Source organism: Nodularia sp. UHCC 0506 (genome assembly GCF_034931045.1).
Taxonomy (GTDB): domain Bacteria; phylum Cyanobacteriota; class Cyanobacteriia; order Cyanobacteriales; family Nostocaceae; genus Nodularia.
This window is the reverse complement of sequence record NZ_JAYGHH010000041.1, coordinates 1-19,900: the sequence shown is the minus strand read 5'-3', so window position 1 is coordinate 19,900 and position 19,900 is coordinate 1. Positions and strand designations below refer to the sequence as shown.

The following is a 19,900-nucleotide window of genomic DNA, read 5'->3' as shown; positions in this document are numbered from 1 at the left end:
GTTCAATTTTTAGTTGACGTAAGGTAGCACCGCGACGCATACCATTCGCCACCAAACTAGATTGACCTTTCAAAATGCGGAGCAAACGTTCACTCACCCAATCTTCAGCTTGTTTACTAGTAGGAGAATGGAAGACAAAAGCCGCTTTCCACAAATACTCAATCACATGGATAATATCAAGAACAATTGTGAGTTTGATGTTGTGTTGTCGAGCTAATTGTTTGAGAAGACGTAATTGTGTCTTATTGCCATCAACTAATGCTACCCAGTTTTTCTGTTGATTGGGATCACGGTGCAACGCCTCATCAAACGCCGCAGAAATTACTGTTTCCGGTTCTTTGACTAAAGAATCCCAAACACGCTTTCCTTCAGGGCGGGGGCGTTTGACGTTCGGAAATTCCTTTATTGGGGTGAAATTTGTTAATTTGGTAGCGAGATTTATAGCCATCGATTGACATGAGTATTGGTGACAACGGCGATTGCCCTACTAGCGAGCCAGTTTATTTAGAATTATCAGACGGAAAATCCCACAAGTTCTATGAGGTAACGGTGAATGGGACAGAGGTAAGGATTCGCTACGGGCGGATAGGGACAGCAGGACAATCAACAAACAGTACCTATGCAACCCCAGAAAAAGCACAGGCACAGGCCATAAAGAAAATCAACGAAAAGTTGAAAAAAGACTATGTACAAATCTCAGTGGCAGGCGATCGCCCAACTGAGTCAGAGCAGATGCGGGCGCAGGAGCAACCATTGGATTTGCGCCAATACTGGGTTTACGGAAGCGGGTGGTTAGCTGCCGATGGGCAGGGTGGCTGGGAAGAGGTAAACGAGGAGACTCGTCGCCGGGGTCAGCCGTGGCGGTTTCGAGAGACGACCCGAACCGAAGAGTACGTTCAGATGTACGACCAGTCCCGTTGGGTGGCAGTTCGCCTGACGGCAACCGCCATGCTCGTCCGCTGGGATAACACGCTTAACGCCGCGAGGTGGGAGGAGTATTACAAAGGTCAATGGCAGGAACGCCGCGATCGCCCTGCTGGGGAATCTCCAGAGGGCAGTGAAATCAGAATGCCTTCCCTTAATTTGGCTGAATTACCCTGCGACCAGAGCCAGGAGCCAACCCCACCCACCACTGCGCCGCCCCTGCCAGCGATTGATCCAACCATTCCTGCCCCCAGCCTTGACTTGTTGAATCAGTCTCCGCTCTATCCGCCTCGCGTTGCCCGAACCCTTCTTCCTACCGTCAGGCATGACTTGGGATTCAGTTTCCGTGAGTTGCGGTATTGTTATTTGGGCATCCCTTTACCGCGATCGCTCACGTGCATCCAGATCGTTGGCACCTTTCATGACCTGGCAAATGGCGGTTTTACCATCCGGTTATCAGCAAACCAGGGTCGAGAGACAGTCTACATCTATGGGTTGGACTTTGAACCCAATCAAGGACAAATGCTGCAATGGTCTGCTGTCGCTGGCGTGCGGAGAGAAGAACGGCTCGAACTGCCCAATACAATTGCGTCGGGGCAAATTTTTCACTATGTCTTGGTGATCACCGCAGAGGGAGATATCGTTTTCTATTTGAATAATCAACCGTTCTCCTACCCTCTCCAACCATCCGACCCACCAGATATGTTGCACTTGAACTACGACACCTCTGGATTGAAATTGCAACAGTTAAGAGTATTAGGGCCACCAACGGTTGAGAAACAGGTTTCTCCAAGCCCAGCAGTTGTTACTCCAGTTCCCCTACCCGATCAACGCCCATCACCACCCCAGGAGATAATCGATATACCACCATTTCTGGAGGATTTACCATCGGGGTTTGAACCGTTGCGATCGTTCCTCCAACAAAATTTAGTGCCTTACATCAAAATTCAGGTCGGGGAACGGGTTGGTAGCATGGATTTTTTTAACAGAGGAACAGGCGACCCGTTAACAGTCTGGCAGAGTAAAATTGGCGGCAATCCTTATTTTCCTAAGACTGCTGAGTATCCTATTGATCCGGGTACGGGTAAAGCGATGCCTTTACTGATGCAAATTAATTGTGCTGACGTTCCACCCATTGCTGGGTTCGATTTGCCTCATGTGGGCATTTTGCAATTTTATATGGGGTTTGAACCCGCTACCGCAAGCGAAACCCCTGGCAAGTATCAGGTACTCTATTTTCCAGATATCTCGACCAATCCCAGTGACTTAGTGACAGATTTCAGCTTCATTGAACAAGACTGGACGATCCGAGAGTTTTATCCTGAAGTCTATCCAATCACGTTTTCAGCGAGTCGAGATTTGTTTTGGGAATCGCAGTACGCCGAACACCTTGATAGTCCTGAAGAATTTGCAGAACTCTGTGAAGAATTTGACGAGTGGATTTGTGAATACAATTATCAGCATCAAACAGACAAACTAGGCAGCAAACTCGGTGGATATGTGGACTTGCATAGCGATACCAACGAAATTGCCGATAGAGCCAATGGCAGACTGTTACTGGAACTAATTCACCCGTATAGCGGTGATGATTCTTTCCTCTTTTTTATCCCAGACGAACAACTACGCGATCGCAATTTTAGTGATGCCGAGTTTTACTTCGTGTGTGATTGACCATGCCAGTTTACCTGTTATTGACGTTCATTCTCAAATCTTTGATTGAGGCTGGAGTCACGGCGTTCACGTTGGTTCTCATCTTCGGTCCATTGCTTGGGGCTGGAGTGATGGCGTTTATCTATAACCAGTCCCTTGTATCCCCATTAATGGTGCTGGTAGGAGCGATTGCCGGGGCAGTTTTGATTGTGCTGTCGGGAATTTTTTGGTTGCAAACGCTTCACCGCGAATGGATAGAATCACAGGCGGCTGGGTTTATCTTCGTGCCTGTTTTGGTACCATTGTTTGCTTATATAGGGGCAATTGCGGGAGCGAGTCTGATTGCTTTGCTGTATGGTTATAGTAAAAACCCTATCTCTAGCTTATGGTTTGAGTTGATCGCAATTTGTTTCACGGTTGCGCTGGGTGGATTGATTCCATCTGCGATCGCGTCTATTCTATCTTGTGCTGGATTCATAAAAACCGTCAACAATCAAGCCAGGAGATTTGCCGCTATACCGATTTTTGCAATGTGCGTTGGGCTTGCAGCTTCCTGGATCTCAATCCAGTTGGCGAACTTGATTGTAACTAAATTCAATACTTAGAATTTCATTAGCTATTGACAAATTACCAAGGCTTTTATCCTCTGGCGCTTTCATCAACAGCGAGAACGTCAACGTCATCATTTATCTGTCTATCAATCTGGTATTCCTTTGCTCAAAGGTGTCTCTCAAGCTCGTTGCTCTACTACTCCACCACCAATAGCAATGGTTGTTTGACCTCCTCCCAAGTCTTTCGCACCCATTTCAAATAGGAGTCCTATATAAGAGATTGTGTCAGCCAAAATCCCATAAATAGATTAGACTTGCACATTTAGGATGCTCCCAAGTGGTGATGTCTACGACAAGCTGCGTCTATAGTACTGGTATACTATAGCTACATTCCAGATGAGAAAGACGAAGGTCTGTGCTAACTCCAACCTGGAAAACTTAATAATAAATAATATGACCGGGGGTAAAGACCCTTAAAATAATCAGGATTTGTATTCTCTTACTCCAACCCAATTACTATGCCACGCCGTCAAGACATACATAAAATTTTGCTGTTAGGCTCTGGACCTATCGTTATCGGACAAGCCTGTGAGTTTGACTACTCCGGGACTCAAGCCTGTAAAGCGCTGCGAGAAGAAGGTTATGAAGTGGTGTTAGTCAATTCTAACCCAGCCACGATTATGACCGATCCCGAAACGGCTGACCGTACCTATATTGAGCCGCTAACACCAGATTTCATCGAAAAAGTCATTGCTAAAGAACGTCCTGATGCGCTACTACCCACAATGGGAGGACAAACAGCGCTCAATCTGGCTGTAGCCTTGGCGAAAAATGGCGCTTTAGATAAGTATAACGTTGAGTTAATCGGCGCAAAGTTACCAGCGATAGAGAAAGCCGAAGACCGCAAATTGTTTAACGAGGCTATGGACAAGATAGGGGTGGCTGTGTGTCCTAGTGGTACAGCTTCATCTTTAGCAGAATCCAAAGCGATCGCGGAACGCATTGGGACTTATCCTTTAATTATCCGTCCTGCCTTTACAATGGGTGGTACTGGTGGGGGTATCGCCTACAACAAAGAAGAATTTGAAGAAATGGCGCAGGTAGGTATTGATGCTAGTCCTGTTTCCCAAATTCTGATTGACCAATCTTTACTAGGCTGGAAAGAATACGAGTTGGAAGTCATGCGCGATTTGGCAGATAACGTCGTGATTATCTGTTCTATCGAGAACATTGACCCTATGGGTATTCACACAGGCGACTCCATTACCGTTGCTCCCGCCCAAACCTTAACTGATAAAGAATATCAGCGCCTGCGGGATATGGCGATTAAAATTATCCGCGAGATTGGGGTAGAAACTGGTGGTTCTAATATCCAATTTGCGGTAAATCCTGTGAATGGGGATGTGGTTGTCATTGAAATGAATCCCCGTGTTTCTCGGAGTTCGGCTTTGGCTTCTAAAGCTACAGGTTTCCCCATTGCGAAAATTGCGGCAAAATTGGCTGTGGGTTACACCCTGGATGAAATTAAAAACGATATCACCAAGCAAACCCCCGCTTCCTTTGAGCCGACTATTGACTATGTAGTTACCAAAATTCCCCGCTTTGCTTTTGAGAAGTTCCCTGGTTCTGAAGCTGTGCTAACTACTCAAATGAAGTCTGTGGGTGAAGCAATGGCCATTGGACGGACATTTAATGAATCCTTCCAAAAAGCTTTGCGTTCCTTAGAAACTGGTCGCGCTGGTTGGGGTTGCGACCAAGCCGAAAAGTTACCCAGTGGTGAACAAATTCGCGCCCAACTGCGAACCCCTCATCCTGACCGAATTTTTGCGGTGCGTCATGCTTTACAACTGGGTTTAAGTACTGAGGAAATCTACGAACTTACGGCTATTGATCCGTGGTTCTTGGATAAAATGCAGCAAATGCTGGATGTGGAAAAATTCCTGAAGCGCACACCTTTAAAACAGTTGACAAAAGAGCAGTTTTATGAAGTAAAGCGTGATGGATTTAGCGATCGCCAAATTGCCTTTGCCACGAAAACTACTGAAGATGAAGTTCGCAGTTACCGCAAAGAATTAGGCGTTATCCCGGTTTACAAAACTGTGGATACCTGTGCGGCTGAGTTTGAAGCTTTTACTCCTTACTATTACTCCACCTACGAAGACGAAACCGAAGTTTTACCCACCAGCAAACCCAAAGTGATGATTTTGGGCGGAGGTCCAAACCGCATTGGACAGGGAATTGAGTTTGACTATTGTTGTTGTCACGCCGCTTATGCTTTGAAGCAAGCGGGATTTGAGACAATTATGGTTAACTCTAATCCTGAAACGGTTTCTACAGATTATGATACGAGCGATCGCCTCTACTTTGAGCCATTGACCAAAGAAGATGTGATTAATATTATCGAAGCGGAAAATCCGGTGGGGGTAATTATTCAGTTTGGTGGTCAAACACCTCTAAAATTGGCAGTTCCGTTAGAAGAATTTCTCAAAAATAACCAGTCTCTCCCCACCAAAATTTGGGGAACATCCCCCGATTCTATCGATATGGCAGAAAATCGGGAACGCTTCGAGAAGATTCTCAATGAATTGAATATTTCTCAACCACCCAATGGAATTGCTCGCAGTTATGATGATGCGCTGATTGTGGCAAAACGCATCGGTTATCCGGTGGTGGTGCGTCCTAGTTACGTGTTGGGGGGACGAGCAATGGAAATCGTTTACTCTGATACGGATTTGGAACGTTACATGACCTTTGCGGTGCTGGTGGAACCAGAACATCCTATTTTAATTGATAAGTTCTTGGAAAATGCCATTGAAGTCGATGTGGATGCGATCGCCGATCATACCGGAAGAGTAGTGATTGGTGGCATCATGGAACACATTGAACAAGCGGGGATTCACTCAGGAGATTCTGCTTGTTCCTTACCGTCTATTTCCCTCTCCCCAGCTGTTCTAGAACAAATTCGCACTTGGACAGTGCAGTTAGCCCAAGCTTTATCAGTTGTGGGATTGATGAATATTCAGTTTGCGGTTGTGGGCGCTCAAGGTTATTCTCCCCAAGTTTATATCCTCGAAGCCAACCCCCGTGCCTCCCGTACAGTACCTTTTGTGTCTAAATCTACTGGGATACCTTTGGCAAAAGTCGCATCCTTGATTATGTCGGGTAAAACCTTAGAGGAGCTTAACTTTACTCAAGAAGTGATTCCATCCCATATTGCTGTCAAAGAAGCAGTATTACCGTTTAATAAATTTCCTGGAACTGATACAATATTAGGCCCAGAAATGCGCTCTACTGGTGAAGTGATGGGAATCGACAGCGACTTTGGGCGGGCGTTTGCTAAGGCAGAATTAGCGGCGGGAGAGTTTTTACCCCTCAAAGGTACTGTATTTGTCTCCATGAGCGATCGCGATAAATCTGATGCCGTTCATGTAGTTAAAGAACTGATGACATTGGGGTTTACGGTGATGGCTACATTAGGTACACGCCGTGTCCTGGAGGAAAATGGCTTGGATGTGGAGTTAGTGCTAAAACTTCATGAAGGTCGTCCCCATGTCTTGGATGCGATTAAAAATCAGAAAATTCAACTGATTATTAACACACCTTCGGGGGAAGAAGCTCAAACTGATGCGAGATTAATCCGACGCACAGCTTTAGCTTACAAAATACCCATTATTACTACTATCGCTGGGGCAAGAGCCACAGTAGCCGCTATCCATTCATTACAGACTACTACTTTAGACGTAAAAGTTATCCAAGACTACTGCACGGTTCTTAACCTGGGCTAAAAGCCGTAAAAGTATGATGAGACTTGGTTTGGTTAAGTAAGTTGGGGATTATGGGGGAAAATTGGTATGAAAAAATTCCCCCTCCTCTTTTTTTAATCTGCATTAAGCGGTATTTACAAGAAAAATTAAGCAATTATTATAGAAGCATGATTATTGTTTATATTGAGATATGTTAAGAAATATGAGGAATTATTTTCCTCTGCCGCCAGGATCATAGAGTCCATAAGCCGGAAAGACTAAAAAAAAGCAGGGCTACAGGTCTTTCCATTTTTTCTCATAAAGGTTACAATTATTAATAATCGGTGATACATAAACTTTTCTGTTTATTACGTTTTATCTAACCAAAGACAGTTGTAAAAAATGAAAAATCACTGTAGCGTCAGGCAATTAAGACCGTAAATTTGATAAATATGAGCAGTCGATAACATCGGACACGTAAATTACAAAACTGAGTATGGGTTCTCAGTTTAACTGGCTAATACCCCCGTAGCAGCATCTATCAGTGAATGACCCACGATCAAATCCATCATTACCACAGAGTAGCGCCATGAAGACCGCTCAGACAGCCACAGACCTCGTGCGGACTTACCTGCGTGAGATTGGCCGTGTGCCACTCTTAACCCACGAGGAAGAAATTTGCTATGGAAAACAGGTGCAATCTTCCCGCATCCTGCATGAAGTTAGGGATTCTCTTGTCAACCAACTGGGTCGTCAACCAAGTCTAGAAGAGTGGGCCATAGCCGCAAATTTAGAAGTAGCACAGTTGAACGATGCGATCGCCGACGGTGAAACCGCCAAACGCAAGATGGTAGAAGCCAATTTGCGCCTAGTGGTATCCGTGGCCAAAAAGTATATTAAACGTAACGTCGATCTACTGGATTTGATTCAAGAAGGTAGTATCGGGATGCAACGGGGGGTAGAGAAATTTGACCCAACCAAGGGCTATAGATTTTCGACCTATGCTTATTGGTGGATACGTCAAGCCATTACCAGAGCGATCGCGGAAAAAGCTCGTACTATCAGATTACCTATTCACATTACTGAAAAATTAAATAAAATTAAAAAGGCACAGCGCCAGCTATCTCAGCAACTAGGACGCGCACCGTCAGCTGCGGAACTAGCCCAAGAATTAGACTTGACACCAAAGCAGGTACGAGAGTATCTGGAAAGAGCGCGTTTACCTCTATCCTTAGATTTGCGGTTGGGAGATAACTACGACACCGAACTGGGAGAAATGTTAGAAGACCCAGGTGCTTCTCCCGAAGAATTTGTCATGCAATCTTCTCTATCCTATGATTTAGAGCGTCTGATGGATGAACTCACCCCGCAACAAAAGGAAGTGCTAAAACTTCGCTTTGGCTTACTTGATGGACAAGCTCTAACTTTAGCAAAAATAGGTGATCTCCTGAACATTAGCCGTGAACGAGTCCGGCAAATTGAACGGGAAGCATTAACCAAACTTCGCAAGTCCAAAGCCAACATGAACGAATATTTAGCGAGTTAAACTGTAGAGACGCGATCAATCGCGTCTTAAAAAAAATACTGATGCCAAACCAATACCCTGTGGAGAGGAGAAAATACGCTACTTCAGGTACGGTTCCACCGACTTCAAGGTGGGAATGAGGCTGTTACATTAATGGATAGGAACAGTTCATAGCCGGTTCAAATCATAAAAAACAGGCATTTACTATTCAAGTTGCAAACACTACACTACGCTAGTAGTGATAGTACAGGAGGTATAACATGAGTAACAAATCCAATAGAGTCTCAGAATTCTTTAACGGTGAGTCAGAAACTAGCAATTTGTTATGGCAATACGTTAAATCTCTGAGTCCGGACACAGTTACCCAGCTTTCTAAACCCACTTCTTCGGAAGTTTTTCAGGTAATGGAGCGTAATATTATCGGATTATTAGGCAACCTACCTTCAGAACACTTCGACATTACAGTGACAACCAGTCGGGAAAGTCTTGGTCAGCTACTCGCTTCTGCGATGATTAGTGGTTATTTTTTGCGTAACGCTGAACAGAGAATGAACTTTGAAGCTGTTTTGCAAGGAACCGAAAATAATCATCACGAAATTGACTAACAATTTCAAGTTTTCGCTAAAAAGATGCAACATTATTGGGTTTATGCTTCATTTCAGTCATAGATAAACCCACTAAACTTAATTGAATGTAGAATTTTCTTAACCTAACTTTCCTAAAAATAAATTGCAGATTCGGCAAAAACTCAGCTTTTTTTGCTAGTTTTTGCTGTATTCTAGGTTTTATCTTTATTAAAAATTTAGAACTCAGTTTTCTTGATCCGGCAGAAAACCCGGCTGATAGAGATATACTGGTTCGCCGCCACCGATAATCTATGAATGTAACTAGTTCTTTCCCACCCCACAAAATTATTGGTGTGGCTGTAATTTGGAACGACCACGAGCAAATTTTAATAGATCGTCGCCTTCCACAAGGTGCAATGGGTGGTTTATGGGAATTTCCTGGTGGCAAAATTGAGCCTGGTGAAACCATCGAAGAGTGTATTCAACGAGAAATTCAAGAAGAACTAGCAATAGAAATTGCAGTGGGAAAGCATTTAATCACTATTGATCACACTTATACTCACTTGCGTGTCACCCTAACGGTGCATCACTGTCGTCTCATTACAGGTATTCCCCAACCCATAGAATGCGATGAAATTTGCTGGGTAAACTTGGATGATTTAGAAAACTTTACTTTCCCTGAAGCCAATAGTCAAATTATCGCCGCCTTGAAGCAGGGGGGAAGAGGCAGGGGAGCAGGGAGCAGGGAGCAGGGGGGATAAGAAAAAGGCAGACAAATAATTTTTTCTTGGGGGAAGAGGCAGGGGAGCAGGGAGCAGGGGGGAGAAGATGGTAACTTCCTAATGACTAATGACTAATACAGTAACAATGTATGAACTGAATCAGGTTGAGTCCCGCAATTTTCTACAATGATTGCAGAGACTTTGATCAAGGGTATCAGTAAGCAAATGTCTAAAACCGTTACCGACGTGATGAGCCGTGACCCAATTGTTGTCCGGCCGGAAACTCCACTGAAGGAAGCTATCCAAATTCTGGCAGAAAAACGCATCAGTGGTATACCTGTTGTAGATGATGGCGGTAAATTGGTGGGAATTATTTCTGAAACAGACTTGATGTGGCAAGAAACTGGTGTCACTCCTCCGGCGTATATCATGTTTCTCGATAGTGTGATTTATTTACAAAATCCTGGTACTTACGAACGCGAGTTACACAAAGCCTTGGGTCAAACGGTGGGAGAGGTCATGAGCAAAAACCCTGTGACTATTTCGCCAGAAAAAACTGTAAAAGAAGCGGCTCAGGTGATGCAAGAACAGAAGGTTCATCGCTTACCTGTAATTGACAGCGCGAGTCAAGTGGTTGGTATTCTCACCCGTGGCGATATTATTCGCGCCATGGCGGCTAGTTAGTCAGTTATCAGTGATCAATTTTGAAAATAAGGATAAATAAATGAGTGTTACTCCTGAGTCTGTAAAGCAAATGCTCAGTTCTGAAGATTTGGGCGATCGCTTGCGTGCGGTTAATCAAGCTCGTGATTTGGAACCAGCCACCGCTTTTGAACTGATTCAAATTGCTATGGGTGATAGTAATTCGCGAGTGCGATACTCAGCAGTCAGTCAGATGGATACTTTGGGAAACCAAAATTTACAGTTATCTTTAGATGTTTTGCGTGGTTTGCTCAATGATCCTGAACCTGATGTCCAAGCCGCAGCCGCAGATTGTTTAGGTGCATTGAAACTACATGATGCTTTTGAAGATTTACAGCAGCTTTACAACACAACCCCAGAATGGCTAGTACAATTCAGCATCATTGCGACATTGGGGGAGTTAGGCGATCCAAGATCCTTTGAACTACTCAAACAAGCACTCTCATCAGAAAATGAATTAGTCCAAACAGCTGCCATTAGTTCTTTCGGAGAATTGGGAGATATCCAAGCAATTCCCCTTTTAGCACCTTTTGCCAGCAACTCCGATTGGCAAATCCGTTACAGAGTTGTTCAAGCTTTGACTCATTTGGGTGGTGCAGATGCAAAATTAATTCTAGAAACTCTCTCTCATGACCAAGTGGAAGCGGTGGCAAATGAAGCTAACAAATCTTTACACTCACTTTGAGTAAGTAGGGTTTGCTGTTCGCGTCGCGTGCCGTTAGGCATAAAAGTTTTGTGGTGGAGGCAGGGAATAGGTAATAGGGAACAGTTTCAGCTATCTGTTATTCCCAAATTTTCTGATTTATTCAACCCAAAATTCACATTTTTGATGGTACACCCTTCAAAAACCTTGCACCAACTTTCAGGTTGATCAGCCTCAAACCTTCGATTTATCTGGGTTTTATATTTATTCAGCCAGCCCTAAGTATAGTAAAGCCCCCTAAATTTGATCATTAAGTCCCATAAACTTGAGGCCAAGTTGTCATTACAAAAACTACAACTGCGGCGATCGCCAACACGCCTTGAATTAAATTTCCAATCAGCGAACCGACGATAATTCCTATACCAGCTTTAATTGCTAACCATAATTGACGACGGTAAATAAATTCACCAATAATGGCTCCCAGCAGCGGCCCTAATAAAATTCCTAACAAGGGTCCGCCGAAGGGTAGAGTTGGAAGCAAACCAAAAAATCCCAGAAATAATCCCACAATTGCGCCAATTTGCCCCCACTTACTCGCACCGGCCTTTTTAGCACCTAAGTAACTCGCTAAAAAATCAACACCGATACTGAGGACTAAAACTAAAGCTGTGACAATGAGTGGAGTTTTAATGGCTGCAAAGGAACTGCCCAGAAAACCCCAAATAATAATAGAGGTTAAAATTAAGCCGCTACCAGGAATACCCGGAACCACTGAACCGATGATTCCCACAATCATGATGAGAATGAGTAGCCAATACATAATTTGCATAATTTGTAATTTGTAGTTTGTAATGCCTCTTGCTCCCTTTAGGAGAGCTGCGCTAACGTAATTCTTAATTTAGCTCGTAGTAAGGGCTTTAGCCCTTAATTCAGGAATAAAGTCCTGACTATAAACCTGTAATTATTAACGACGACTTAGGCTTAATTTTTTCTTTCCTAAATTTTACTCTTGAAGAGTTACTGCTAATTTATCCGCAATACCCGCAATCCATTGTTCATCTTGTTTAGTGTAACTGCGGGGTGCATTCGCTCCTAAAATCAACACACCCTGATCACCAATTGGTTGACAAACTACACCTTGTGTATTTTCTGGTAAATAATCAAATTCTATTCGTCCTGGATACACATACAAAGCAACTAGATAAATTGGCTTTTGTGTTGCCAAGACTCGTTTTAAGATTGGGCCTGGTACTACTTCGGCTTTAGCAGCCAAAATACCACGACGTAATAAGACTTTGCCTTGATAGTAAACTATGAGCGATCGCGTGACCGTATTAGTCAATAATAAATGGGATGCCCAAGCTAACTCTGTTTTGACAGTTTCTGGCAAATCTGCTGCAAGTACAAAACCTGATTCCCCAATTAGTTCTACAGTATCAGGCGATCGCGGTTGTACTTGCTGCCAAATTAAACCAGTTAAAATCAACACTGCACTCAAAATTACACCCACTACATCCCCCCGCGCTTGAGACTCCGTTAATTCTGGAGTCAGCAAACGGTTAATCAATAAAAGTACAGCGCCTAACCCGCCCACAGCTAAGGGTAAACGCCGCAAAATTCGATTGGGATCTGATTTGGTCATTGGTTATTAGTCACTAGTCATTGGGAAGTTATCGTCTTCTTCCCCCTGCTCCCTGCTCCCTGCCTCTTTATTCTTCCCCCTGCTCCCTGCTCCCTGCTCCCTGCCTCTTTATTCTTCCCCCTGCTCCCTGCACCCTGCACCCTGCCTCTTTATTCTTCCCCCTGCTCCCTGCTCCCTGCACCCCTGCCTCTTTATTCTTCCCCTGCTCCCTGCACCCCTGCCTCTTCTCCTACTCCTCCCCAGGTTCAATTATTCTCTGAAACAAATAACCAGTACCCCTCGCTGTGAGAATTAATTCTGGGTTACTAGGATCATCTTCTAACTTTGCCCGCAAACGGGAAATATGCACATCTACTACACGAGTATCTACGTGACGTTCTGGTGTGTAACCCCATACTTCCTGTAAAATTTCTGAACGGGAAAATGCTTCTCCAGAACGGCTGACTAGCAACTCTAGAAGGCTAAATTCCATTCCTGTTAAGCGAATGCGCTCATCGCCTTTGTATACTTGCCGTTTATTGGTATCAATTTTGATGTTACCAACATGAATTACCCCAGAGCTAGGTATACCAGTCGCCCCGGTTTTGTCTACTCGTCGCAGTACTGAACGAATCCGGGCTTCTAATTCCTTCGGGGAAAATGGTTTGACTACATAATCATCAGCACCCAATTCTAAACCGGTGATGCGATCGGCAACGTCCCCCAAGGCTGTTAGCATAATGATTGGGACATCAGATTCTTTACGCAATTCTTGACACACACCGTAGCCGTCAAGCTTTGGCATCATCACATCTAACACTACTAAGTCAGGTTCTGATTTGCGAAAGGTTTCTAGAGCTTCTTCTCCATCGCCAGCCGTTACTACATCGTAGCCAATCATGGAAAGGCGCGTTTCCAAAATCCGGCGAATGCTGGCTTCGTCGTCTACCACCAGGATTTTTTCTTTATGGCTTTCCAAGTCTCTCTATGCTCCCTAACTAAAATTTCTCATGATTAATTTTTAATACCATAATATTAAGATATCATTCCATCAATTGATTGAAAAAAAGCTGTATCTTTTACTATTCTTGAATTCTAATTTTGGCTAAAAGATTAAGTAAATATTAAGATTATTTAATAAATTTTAAGAATGGCAAAGCCTAAAACCTCTTTCATTTGTAACGAATGCGGAACAGAATCTTCTCAATGGTTTGGCAAATGTCCAGCCTGTGGTACTTACAATTCCTTAGAAGAACAGATTTCCATCCAATCATCAATAGATGTCCCTTCTAGGGGAGGAATTAGCAACTGGCAAACAAATCAGAATGATGGCAAACCTGCTAGTAAACCGGCAAAAGCACGAGCTTCCCTGACATTTGAGCAAATTACTGATCGCCAAATTGCTCGCTGGGAATCAGGCTATGGTGAACTAGATCGGGTACTGGGAGGGGGAATTGTTCCTGGTTCAATGGTTCTCATTGGTGGTGATCCCGGAATTGGTAAATCTACGCTACTGTTGCAAGTATCAAATGCACTAGCCCAGAGATACCGTATTCTCTATGTGACTGGGGAAGAATCAGGACAACAAGTAAAATTAAGAGCTTCGCGCCTGGGAGTATCAAAGAATTCTGACCAGCCTAGTGATGAGAATGACGAGCATCATGAAAACGGCAAAGTAGAAGTAGAAGTAGAAGTAAAAACTCTGAGTTCAGAAGAAATTGAAGAAGGTAAAAACGCGGATTTGTATGTATTACCGGAAACAGATTTAGAAGAAATTTTACGAGAGATAGATTCTCTCAGACCAAATTTAGCAGTAATTGATAGTATTCAAACGGTGTTCTTTCCGGCACTAACTTCTGCACCCGGTTCTGTAGCCCAAGTCAGGGAATGTACCTCAGCTTTGATGAAGGTGGCAAAGCATGAAGATATTACCATGTTAATTGTCGGACACGTGACCAAAGAAGGTGCGATCGCAGGGCCAAAAGTATTAGAACACTTAGTAGATACAGTATTGTACTTTGAAGGCGATCGCTTTGCCTCCCATAGACTATTAAGAACAGTCAAAAACCGTTTTGGTGCAACTCACGAAATCGGCATCTTTGAAATGGTGGAACACGGACTGCGAGAAGTGGCGAACCCCTCAGAGCTATTTTTAGGCAACCGTGATGATCCTGCACCGGGAACAGCCATTGTGGTAGCTTGCGAAGGAACTCGCCCCATCGTTGTAGAATTGCAAGCTTTAGTTAGTCCTACCAGTTATCCTTCCCCCCGACGTGCGGGTACTGGTATAGACTATAACCGCCTTGTGCAGATTCTCGCCGTGTTAGAAAAACGTGTGGGGATTCCCATGTCGAAACTAGATTCTTACGTCGCCTCAGCTGGTGGGTTGAGTGTAGCAGAACCAGCCGTAGATTTAGGAATTGCGATCGCCATTGTCGCCAGTTTCCGCGATCGCATCGTCGATCCTGGTACAGTATTAATCGGTGAAGTCGGCTTAGGCGGACAAGTGCGCTCAGTGTCCCAAATGGAACTACGATTAAAAGAAGCTGCCAAACTGGGATTTAAAAGAGCGATCGTCCCCAAAGGGCAAAAATACCCAGATTACAACATCGAGATATTACCAGTCTCCAAAGTAATAGATGCAATTATCGCCGCTATTCCCCACCAAACCCTAGAAGCCAGCGACTTAGAACTGGATGAGGATGAAGAGGAAGAAGAATAATATCATGTCCGTTGAATTAGTTACGATTACCACAATCATGTCACCCCATCCCGCAAGCGAGGAGGGGAGATAAAGAAAAGATTTGGGAGGTTTCGCGTTTAGTAAGTATTCAACCGGACTTGATATAAACCTCAAAAACCCGAATTCGCTCGTAGTTGCGCTTTAGCGCTAAAGCGTAACTACAAACCATGATGATATATTCATGACAGCGATTTTCACCTCAAATTATCGAGGAAAGACTTCAAACGCTAATTCATGCCGATAAAAACACACATTAAATTCGGCAAAAAAGTTTATATGTCCAAGAATTATCGGTGCATCAATTGATTGAGTCCAAGCAAATGCCAGCAATATCGGCGAAAAGTTAGCAATTTTACCAGAAACAACTAACCCTCTTGCTTCGTTATTAGCCAGATTCCCGCTTAATGTCAATTTTACGGTTTGTTCTTCCCAAACTGCTCCCAGTTGTAACCCAATTTGATGTGGCAGAACATTAACACTCGCACCTGTATCTAATAATGCCATCGCTTCTAAAGATTTATTACCATTACTCAGGGTCAATGGCAAATAGGGCATGGTGCTGACTTGCCCAAAACTATCGGTTCTATAAGTAAATAGAAAACGCTGACCTTCAGGCATTGGACTCTTCTTTTGCAGTGGCTAACAGGTCTGATAAGGCTTGCACTGACCTATTATCTGCTTGAGGCGACCAGACAGTGGCACTGGTGGAAGCAAGTTGATTTAAGAGTGTATTCTCTGCGTCACTGGTTTCTAAGCTACATCCTTCTTCTTTGGCAACTGCTAACAGCAGAAAGTGGATTAGTCGTAGTTTATCTTGATGTGATAGTTGGTTGACTGTGGGTAAAATTTGGCTGAGAGTCATATTGCCAGAATTAATATTTATTAAGATTTTAACAAAATAGGTTCGTGTTCTGGTTTTCGTTCTTAGGAATGGCTCAATAATGTTTCATATCTATTTTGCCAAAAAACCCAGATTTTAACTGTGTCACAATAAATACTAATAAAACTACCGTCTTTACCTATCGTGTGGAATCCAGAACAGCAATTATTTGGTGGGCGTTACATCATCGAAAAATATTTAGGTGAAGGTGGATTTGGTATCACTTACCTAGCGAGAAATCCACAGGGTGAACTGCGGGTAATTAAAACTCTGCGCGAAGAAAAACTAAATTGTTGTCGGCATCTACTGGTAAACTGATCTGCACCCTCTCAGGTCATTCCCACTCGGTTAATTCCGTAGCCTTCAGTAGAGATGGGCAGTTTCTCGCTAGTGGTAGTTGGGATAACACTATCAAATTGTGGAATGTGGCGACAGGGAAAGAAATTCACACACTGAGTCACTTTGATCATGTTTATTCCGTCGCCTTTAGCCCCTGTGGTGCTTGGCTGGCTGCTGGAGACGATAGCGGAAATATTAAAATTTGGCGATGGGCAAAGGGAGCATCACAGCTAAAATATTAACCTGAGTTTAAAATTTTGGGTTTCCTTTTCTACAACTCAACCTACATAAGTATAAAAAAACATAAAACTATACGATTTTTCTGAGACGGTTGTATAATAGTTAGCGATGACTGCCAAACATCAAAATCATGCTTTTCCTGTGTGAGAGCTTCTGTAGGCGAAATCAGCAGCACCTCAAATTTTTCTTGCCAAAAAACCAAGCTTTTGAGGATTACAAATAAAATATCAGTGAAAACTACCGTCTTTACCTATCGTGTGGAATCCAGGGCAGCAATTATTTGGTGGGCGCTACATAATCGAAAAATATTTAGGTGAAGGTGGTATTGGTATTACTTACCTAGCGAGAAATCAACAAGGTAAACTACGGGTAATTAAAACCCTACGTGCAGAAATACTCAATAATCCTGCTTGGATAACAGATCAAAATAGACTCAAGCAAGAGTTTAAAGAAGAAGCATTACGCCTAGCCTTATGCCGCCATCCCCACATTGTAGAAATAGAAAATGTCTTTAATCACGACGATTTACCCTGCATGGCGATGGAGTACATCCAAGGGGAAGATTTAAGCAAGCGCATCAGCCAAAAAGGAGCATTACCAGAAGCTGAAGCCCTTCAATATATGAAGCAAATTGGCGATGCTTTAAAACTGGTTCATGAAAAAGGTTTGCTGCATCGGGATTTGAAACCCAGTAACATTATGATGCGTGCAGGTCAGCCAGAAGCCGTATTGATTGACTTTGGCATTGCTAAACAATTTATTCCCGGTGCAGTTTTACAACATACAGAAAGTCTTACCCCTGGCTATGCGCCACCAGAACAGTATGCACCCATAGAGGAACGGGGAGAATATATTGATGTTTACGCCTTAGCCGCTACATTATATTCTTTGCTGACTGGAGAATTACCAATGTCAGCACCAGTCAGACTGCAAAATTTTACCATGCGATCGCCTCAAGAGTTGAACCCCAAAATCAGCGACAGGGTAGATCAGGCAATTATGAAGGGAATGGCGCTTAATTACAAGTTGCGTCCCCAATCAATCCAGGAATGGTTGGATTTGTTAAGTAACGGTATATCACTAACCGAACCAGTAATATCTGACCGTCGTACCCCCCTACACTGGGAATGTATACGCATCATCCCTGGAATTATGGGAATCATTGCCTTTAGTCCCAAACAAGAAATACTTGCCAGTGTCGCTGGTAGTGCTATTCACTTGTTATCCGTCACTACAGGTAAACTTATCCGCACCCTGATTAGTCATAAAGACAGAATTAATTCCCTAGTGTTCAGTAATGATGGCAGAACATTGGCTAGTCGTAGTAATGACAACATCATCAAACTGTGGGATGTCGCCACAGGTAAAGAAATCCGTACTCTGACGGCTGATTCCAAATCAGTTAATTCCTTAGCCTTCAGTAGAGATGGGCAAATTCTGGCTAGTGGTAATTGGGAAACAATCAAACTGTGGTCAGTAAAAACAGGCACAGAGATTCATACTCTGATTGGTCATGGCAAATTGGTGAATTCCGTCGCCTTTAGTAGTGATGGGCGATCGCTAGCTAGTGGTAGTTACGATAACACTGTTAAACTATGGTCTGTAGACACAGGCAGAGAAATTTACACCCTAACAAATCATTCCGAAGCAGTCAATTCCCTGGCTTTTAGTAGTGATGGGCGAATCCTGGCTAGTGGTAGTTGGGACAACACTATCAAATTATGGGACGTAGCAACAGGCAATATAATTTACAATTTAACTGGTCATTCCGAAACAGTTAATTCCCTGGCTTTCAGTAGTGATGGGCGAATGTTGGCTAGTAGTAGTTGGGACAACACTATCAAATTATGGTCAGTAAAAACAGGTAAAGAAATTAGTACCTTGATTGGTCATTCCGAATCAGTTAATTCAATCGCCTTCAGTAGTAATGATCGAATGCTGGTTAGTGGTGGTCATGATAACACTATCAAATTGTGGTCACTAACTACAGGTAAAGAAATTCACAATCTCACAGCCTCTGATGCTAAATCCATAGCCTTCAGTAGTGATGGACGAATGTTAGCTAGTGGTATTTATGACCACACTATTAAACTGTGGTCAGTAGCAACAGGTAAAAAACTCCGCACCTTTTCTGGTCACTCCAGTTGGGTTCATTCCGTAGCCTTCAGTAATAATGGGCAAATTCTAGCAAGTGGTAGTTATGACCACACTATCAAACTATGGGAAGTGGCTACAGGGAAAGAACTTCACACGCTGTCTGGTCATTCCAAATCGGTCAAATCTGTAGTGTTCAGTATGGATGGCAAAATTCTGGCTAGTGCTAGTCCTGACAACACTATTAAACTGTGGTCAGTGTCTACAGGGCAAGAAATTCGCTCCCTAACTCTATACTTTGGTTGGGTTAAATCAGTAGCCTTCAGTGGTGACGTACAGTTTCTGGCTAGTGGTATTAGGGATAACACTATCAGACTGTGGGAAATGTCCACAGGGCAAGAAATTCGCACACTTACTGGTCATTCTAATTGGGTTTATTCCGTAGCCTTCAGTCGTGATGGACGAATACTCGCTAGTGGAAGTTTGGACAAAACTATCAAACTATGGGAACTAGCAACAGGTAGACAAATTTGCACCTTAAATGGTCATTCCAAATCGGTGAATTGTGTCACCTTTAGTAGTGATGGACGAATTTTAGCAAGTGGTAGTCACGACAACACTATCAAACTGTGGTCGGTGGCAACAAGGAAAAAAATTTGCTCCCTCAATCATTTTGATTCAGTTAATTCCGTCGTCTTTAGTCCCAATGGAAAATGGCTTGCGGCTGGAGATGATAGCGGAAATATCAAAATTTGGCGATTGCATCCAAGGGATTAACTGCTAATAAAGACAGGGTGCAGGGGGGTTTAAGAAGCCTACACCCTTTTCTCTTCTCTGACTAACCGTTGCCTAGTGCAACATCAGAATTAAGGGACTTCCAAATAAAAAAACATTCAACCACCTAACCCAAGAAACCATTCGGCTGACACTCACGGCGAAGCCTCTCAAACTCCTTAA

Annotated in this window: 16 protein-coding genes and 2 pseudogenes; 12 read left to right on the top strand and 6 right to left on the bottom strand. The window is 43.5% G+C overall.

The genetic code is table 11. The features are described from left to right. Window positions 1–403, bottom strand: a pseudogene (locus tag VB654_RS18925) (ISKra4 family transposase); the annotation flags it as partial. Between the two features lie 53 nt (window positions 404–456). Here VB654_RS18925 and VB654_RS18920 point away from each other — a divergent pair. From VB654_RS18920 to nblB, 8 genes are all read left to right on the top strand, one after another. Next, window positions 457–2,595: a DUF1963 domain-containing protein gene (locus VB654_RS18920; protein ID WP_323215353.1), complete on the top strand. Its 2,139-nt coding sequence runs from the start codon at window positions 457–459 to the stop codon at window positions 2,593–2,595. Between the two features lie 2 nt (window positions 2,596–2,597). Then, a complete protein-coding gene (locus VB654_RS18915) occupies window positions 2,598–3,179 on the top strand; it encodes a hypothetical protein (RefSeq protein ID WP_323215352.1) in 582 nt (193 codons plus the stop codon). 464 nt (window positions 3,180–3,643) lie between these two features. After that, window positions 3,644–6,910, top strand: a complete 3,267-nt coding sequence (gene carB / locus VB654_RS18910; protein ID WP_323215351.1) for a carbamoyl-phosphate synthase large subunit — start codon at window positions 3,644–3,646, stop codon at window positions 6,908–6,910. Window positions 6,911–7,457: 547 nt separating this feature from the next. Next, the gene (locus tag VB654_RS18905; protein ID WP_323215350.1) at window positions 7,458–8,414 is read left to right on the top strand and encodes an RNA polymerase sigma factor, RpoD/SigA family; all 957 of its coding nucleotides are present in this window, start codon (window positions 7,458–7,460) and stop codon (window positions 8,412–8,414) included. Between the two features lie 239 nt (window positions 8,415–8,653). Then, window positions 8,654–8,998, top strand: coding sequence for a DUF760 domain-containing protein (locus tag VB654_RS18900; protein ID WP_323215349.1), 345 nt, complete (start codon window positions 8,654–8,656; stop codon window positions 8,996–8,998). 272 nt (window positions 8,999–9,270) lie between these two features. Further along, entirely contained in the window at window positions 9,271–9,720 is a 450-nt protein-coding gene (mutT, locus tag VB654_RS18895; RefSeq protein WP_323215348.1) for an 8-oxo-dGTP diphosphatase MutT, read from the top strand. Window positions 9,721–9,906: 186 nt separating this feature from the next. Then, on the top strand, window positions 9,907–10,365 hold the full coding sequence (locus tag VB654_RS18890) for a CBS domain-containing protein (protein ID WP_323215347.1): 459 nt from the start codon (window positions 9,907–9,909) through the stop codon (window positions 10,363–10,365). 40 nt (window positions 10,366–10,405) lie between these two features. Further along, window positions 10,406–11,068, top strand: a complete 663-nt coding sequence (gene nblB / locus VB654_RS18885) for a phycobilisome degradation protein NblB (protein ID WP_323215346.1) — start codon at window positions 10,406–10,408, stop codon at window positions 11,066–11,068. 268 nt (window positions 11,069–11,336) lie between these two features. Here the strand turns inward: nblB and VB654_RS18880 are convergent, their stop codons facing one another. The 3 genes from VB654_RS18880 to rpaB all read right to left on the bottom strand — a co-directional run bounded on the left by VB654_RS18880 (window position 11,337) and on the right by rpaB (window position 13,626). Continuing rightward, window positions 11,337–11,855 carry a DUF456 domain-containing protein gene (locus VB654_RS18880; RefSeq protein ID WP_323215345.1) on the bottom strand — a complete coding sequence of 173 codons (519 nt, stop codon included), beginning with the start codon at window positions 11,853–11,855 and terminating at the stop codon, window positions 11,337–11,339. A gap of 174 nt (window positions 11,856–12,029) precedes the next feature. Beyond that, a complete protein-coding gene (locus VB654_RS18875) occupies window positions 12,030–12,668 on the bottom strand; it encodes a cofactor assembly of complex C subunit B (protein ID WP_323215344.1) in 639 nt (212 codons plus the stop codon). A 229-nt stretch (window positions 12,669–12,897) separates the two neighbouring features. Further along, on the bottom strand, window positions 12,898–13,626 hold the full coding sequence (gene rpaB, locus VB654_RS18870; protein ID WP_323215343.1) for a response regulator transcription factor RpaB: 729 nt from the start codon (window positions 13,624–13,626) through the stop codon (window positions 12,898–12,900). Window positions 13,627–13,797: 171 nt separating this feature from the next. Between rpaB and radA the strand changes: the two genes are divergently transcribed. Then, a complete protein-coding gene (gene radA, locus VB654_RS18865; RefSeq protein ID WP_323215342.1) occupies window positions 13,798–15,369 on the top strand; it encodes a DNA repair protein RadA in 1,572 nt (523 codons plus the stop codon). Window positions 15,370–15,594: 225 nt separating this feature from the next. Here the strand turns inward: radA and VB654_RS18860 are convergent, their stop codons facing one another. After that, a complete protein-coding gene (locus VB654_RS18860) occupies window positions 15,595–16,008 on the bottom strand; it encodes a hypothetical protein (protein ID WP_323215341.1) in 414 nt (137 codons plus the stop codon). Continuing rightward, a complete protein-coding gene (locus tag VB654_RS18855) occupies window positions 16,001–16,252 on the bottom strand; it encodes a hypothetical protein (protein ID WP_323215340.1) in 252 nt (83 codons plus the stop codon). Before VB654_RS18855 ends, VB654_RS18860 begins: the two co-directional genes overlap by 8 nt. A 159-nt stretch (window positions 16,253–16,411) precedes the next feature. Between VB654_RS18855 and VB654_RS18850 the strand changes: the two are divergent. The 3 genes and pseudogenes from VB654_RS18850 to VB654_RS18840 all read left to right on the top strand — a co-directional run. Next, window positions 16,412–16,561, top strand: a pseudogene (locus VB654_RS18850) (serine/threonine protein kinase); the annotation flags it as partial. A 2-nt stretch (window positions 16,562–16,563) separates the two neighbouring features. Continuing rightward, window positions 16,564–16,851, top strand: a complete 288-nt coding sequence (locus tag VB654_RS18845) for a WD40 repeat domain-containing protein (protein WP_416235696.1) — start codon at window positions 16,564–16,566, stop codon at window positions 16,849–16,851. Between the two features lie 250 nt (window positions 16,852–17,101). Continuing rightward, the gene (locus VB654_RS18840) at window positions 17,102–19,720 is read left to right on the top strand and encodes a protein kinase domain-containing protein (RefSeq protein ID WP_323215380.1); all 2,619 of its coding nucleotides are present in this window, start codon (window positions 17,102–17,104) and stop codon (window positions 19,718–19,720) included. Window positions 19,721–19,900 lie beyond the last annotated feature (180 nt).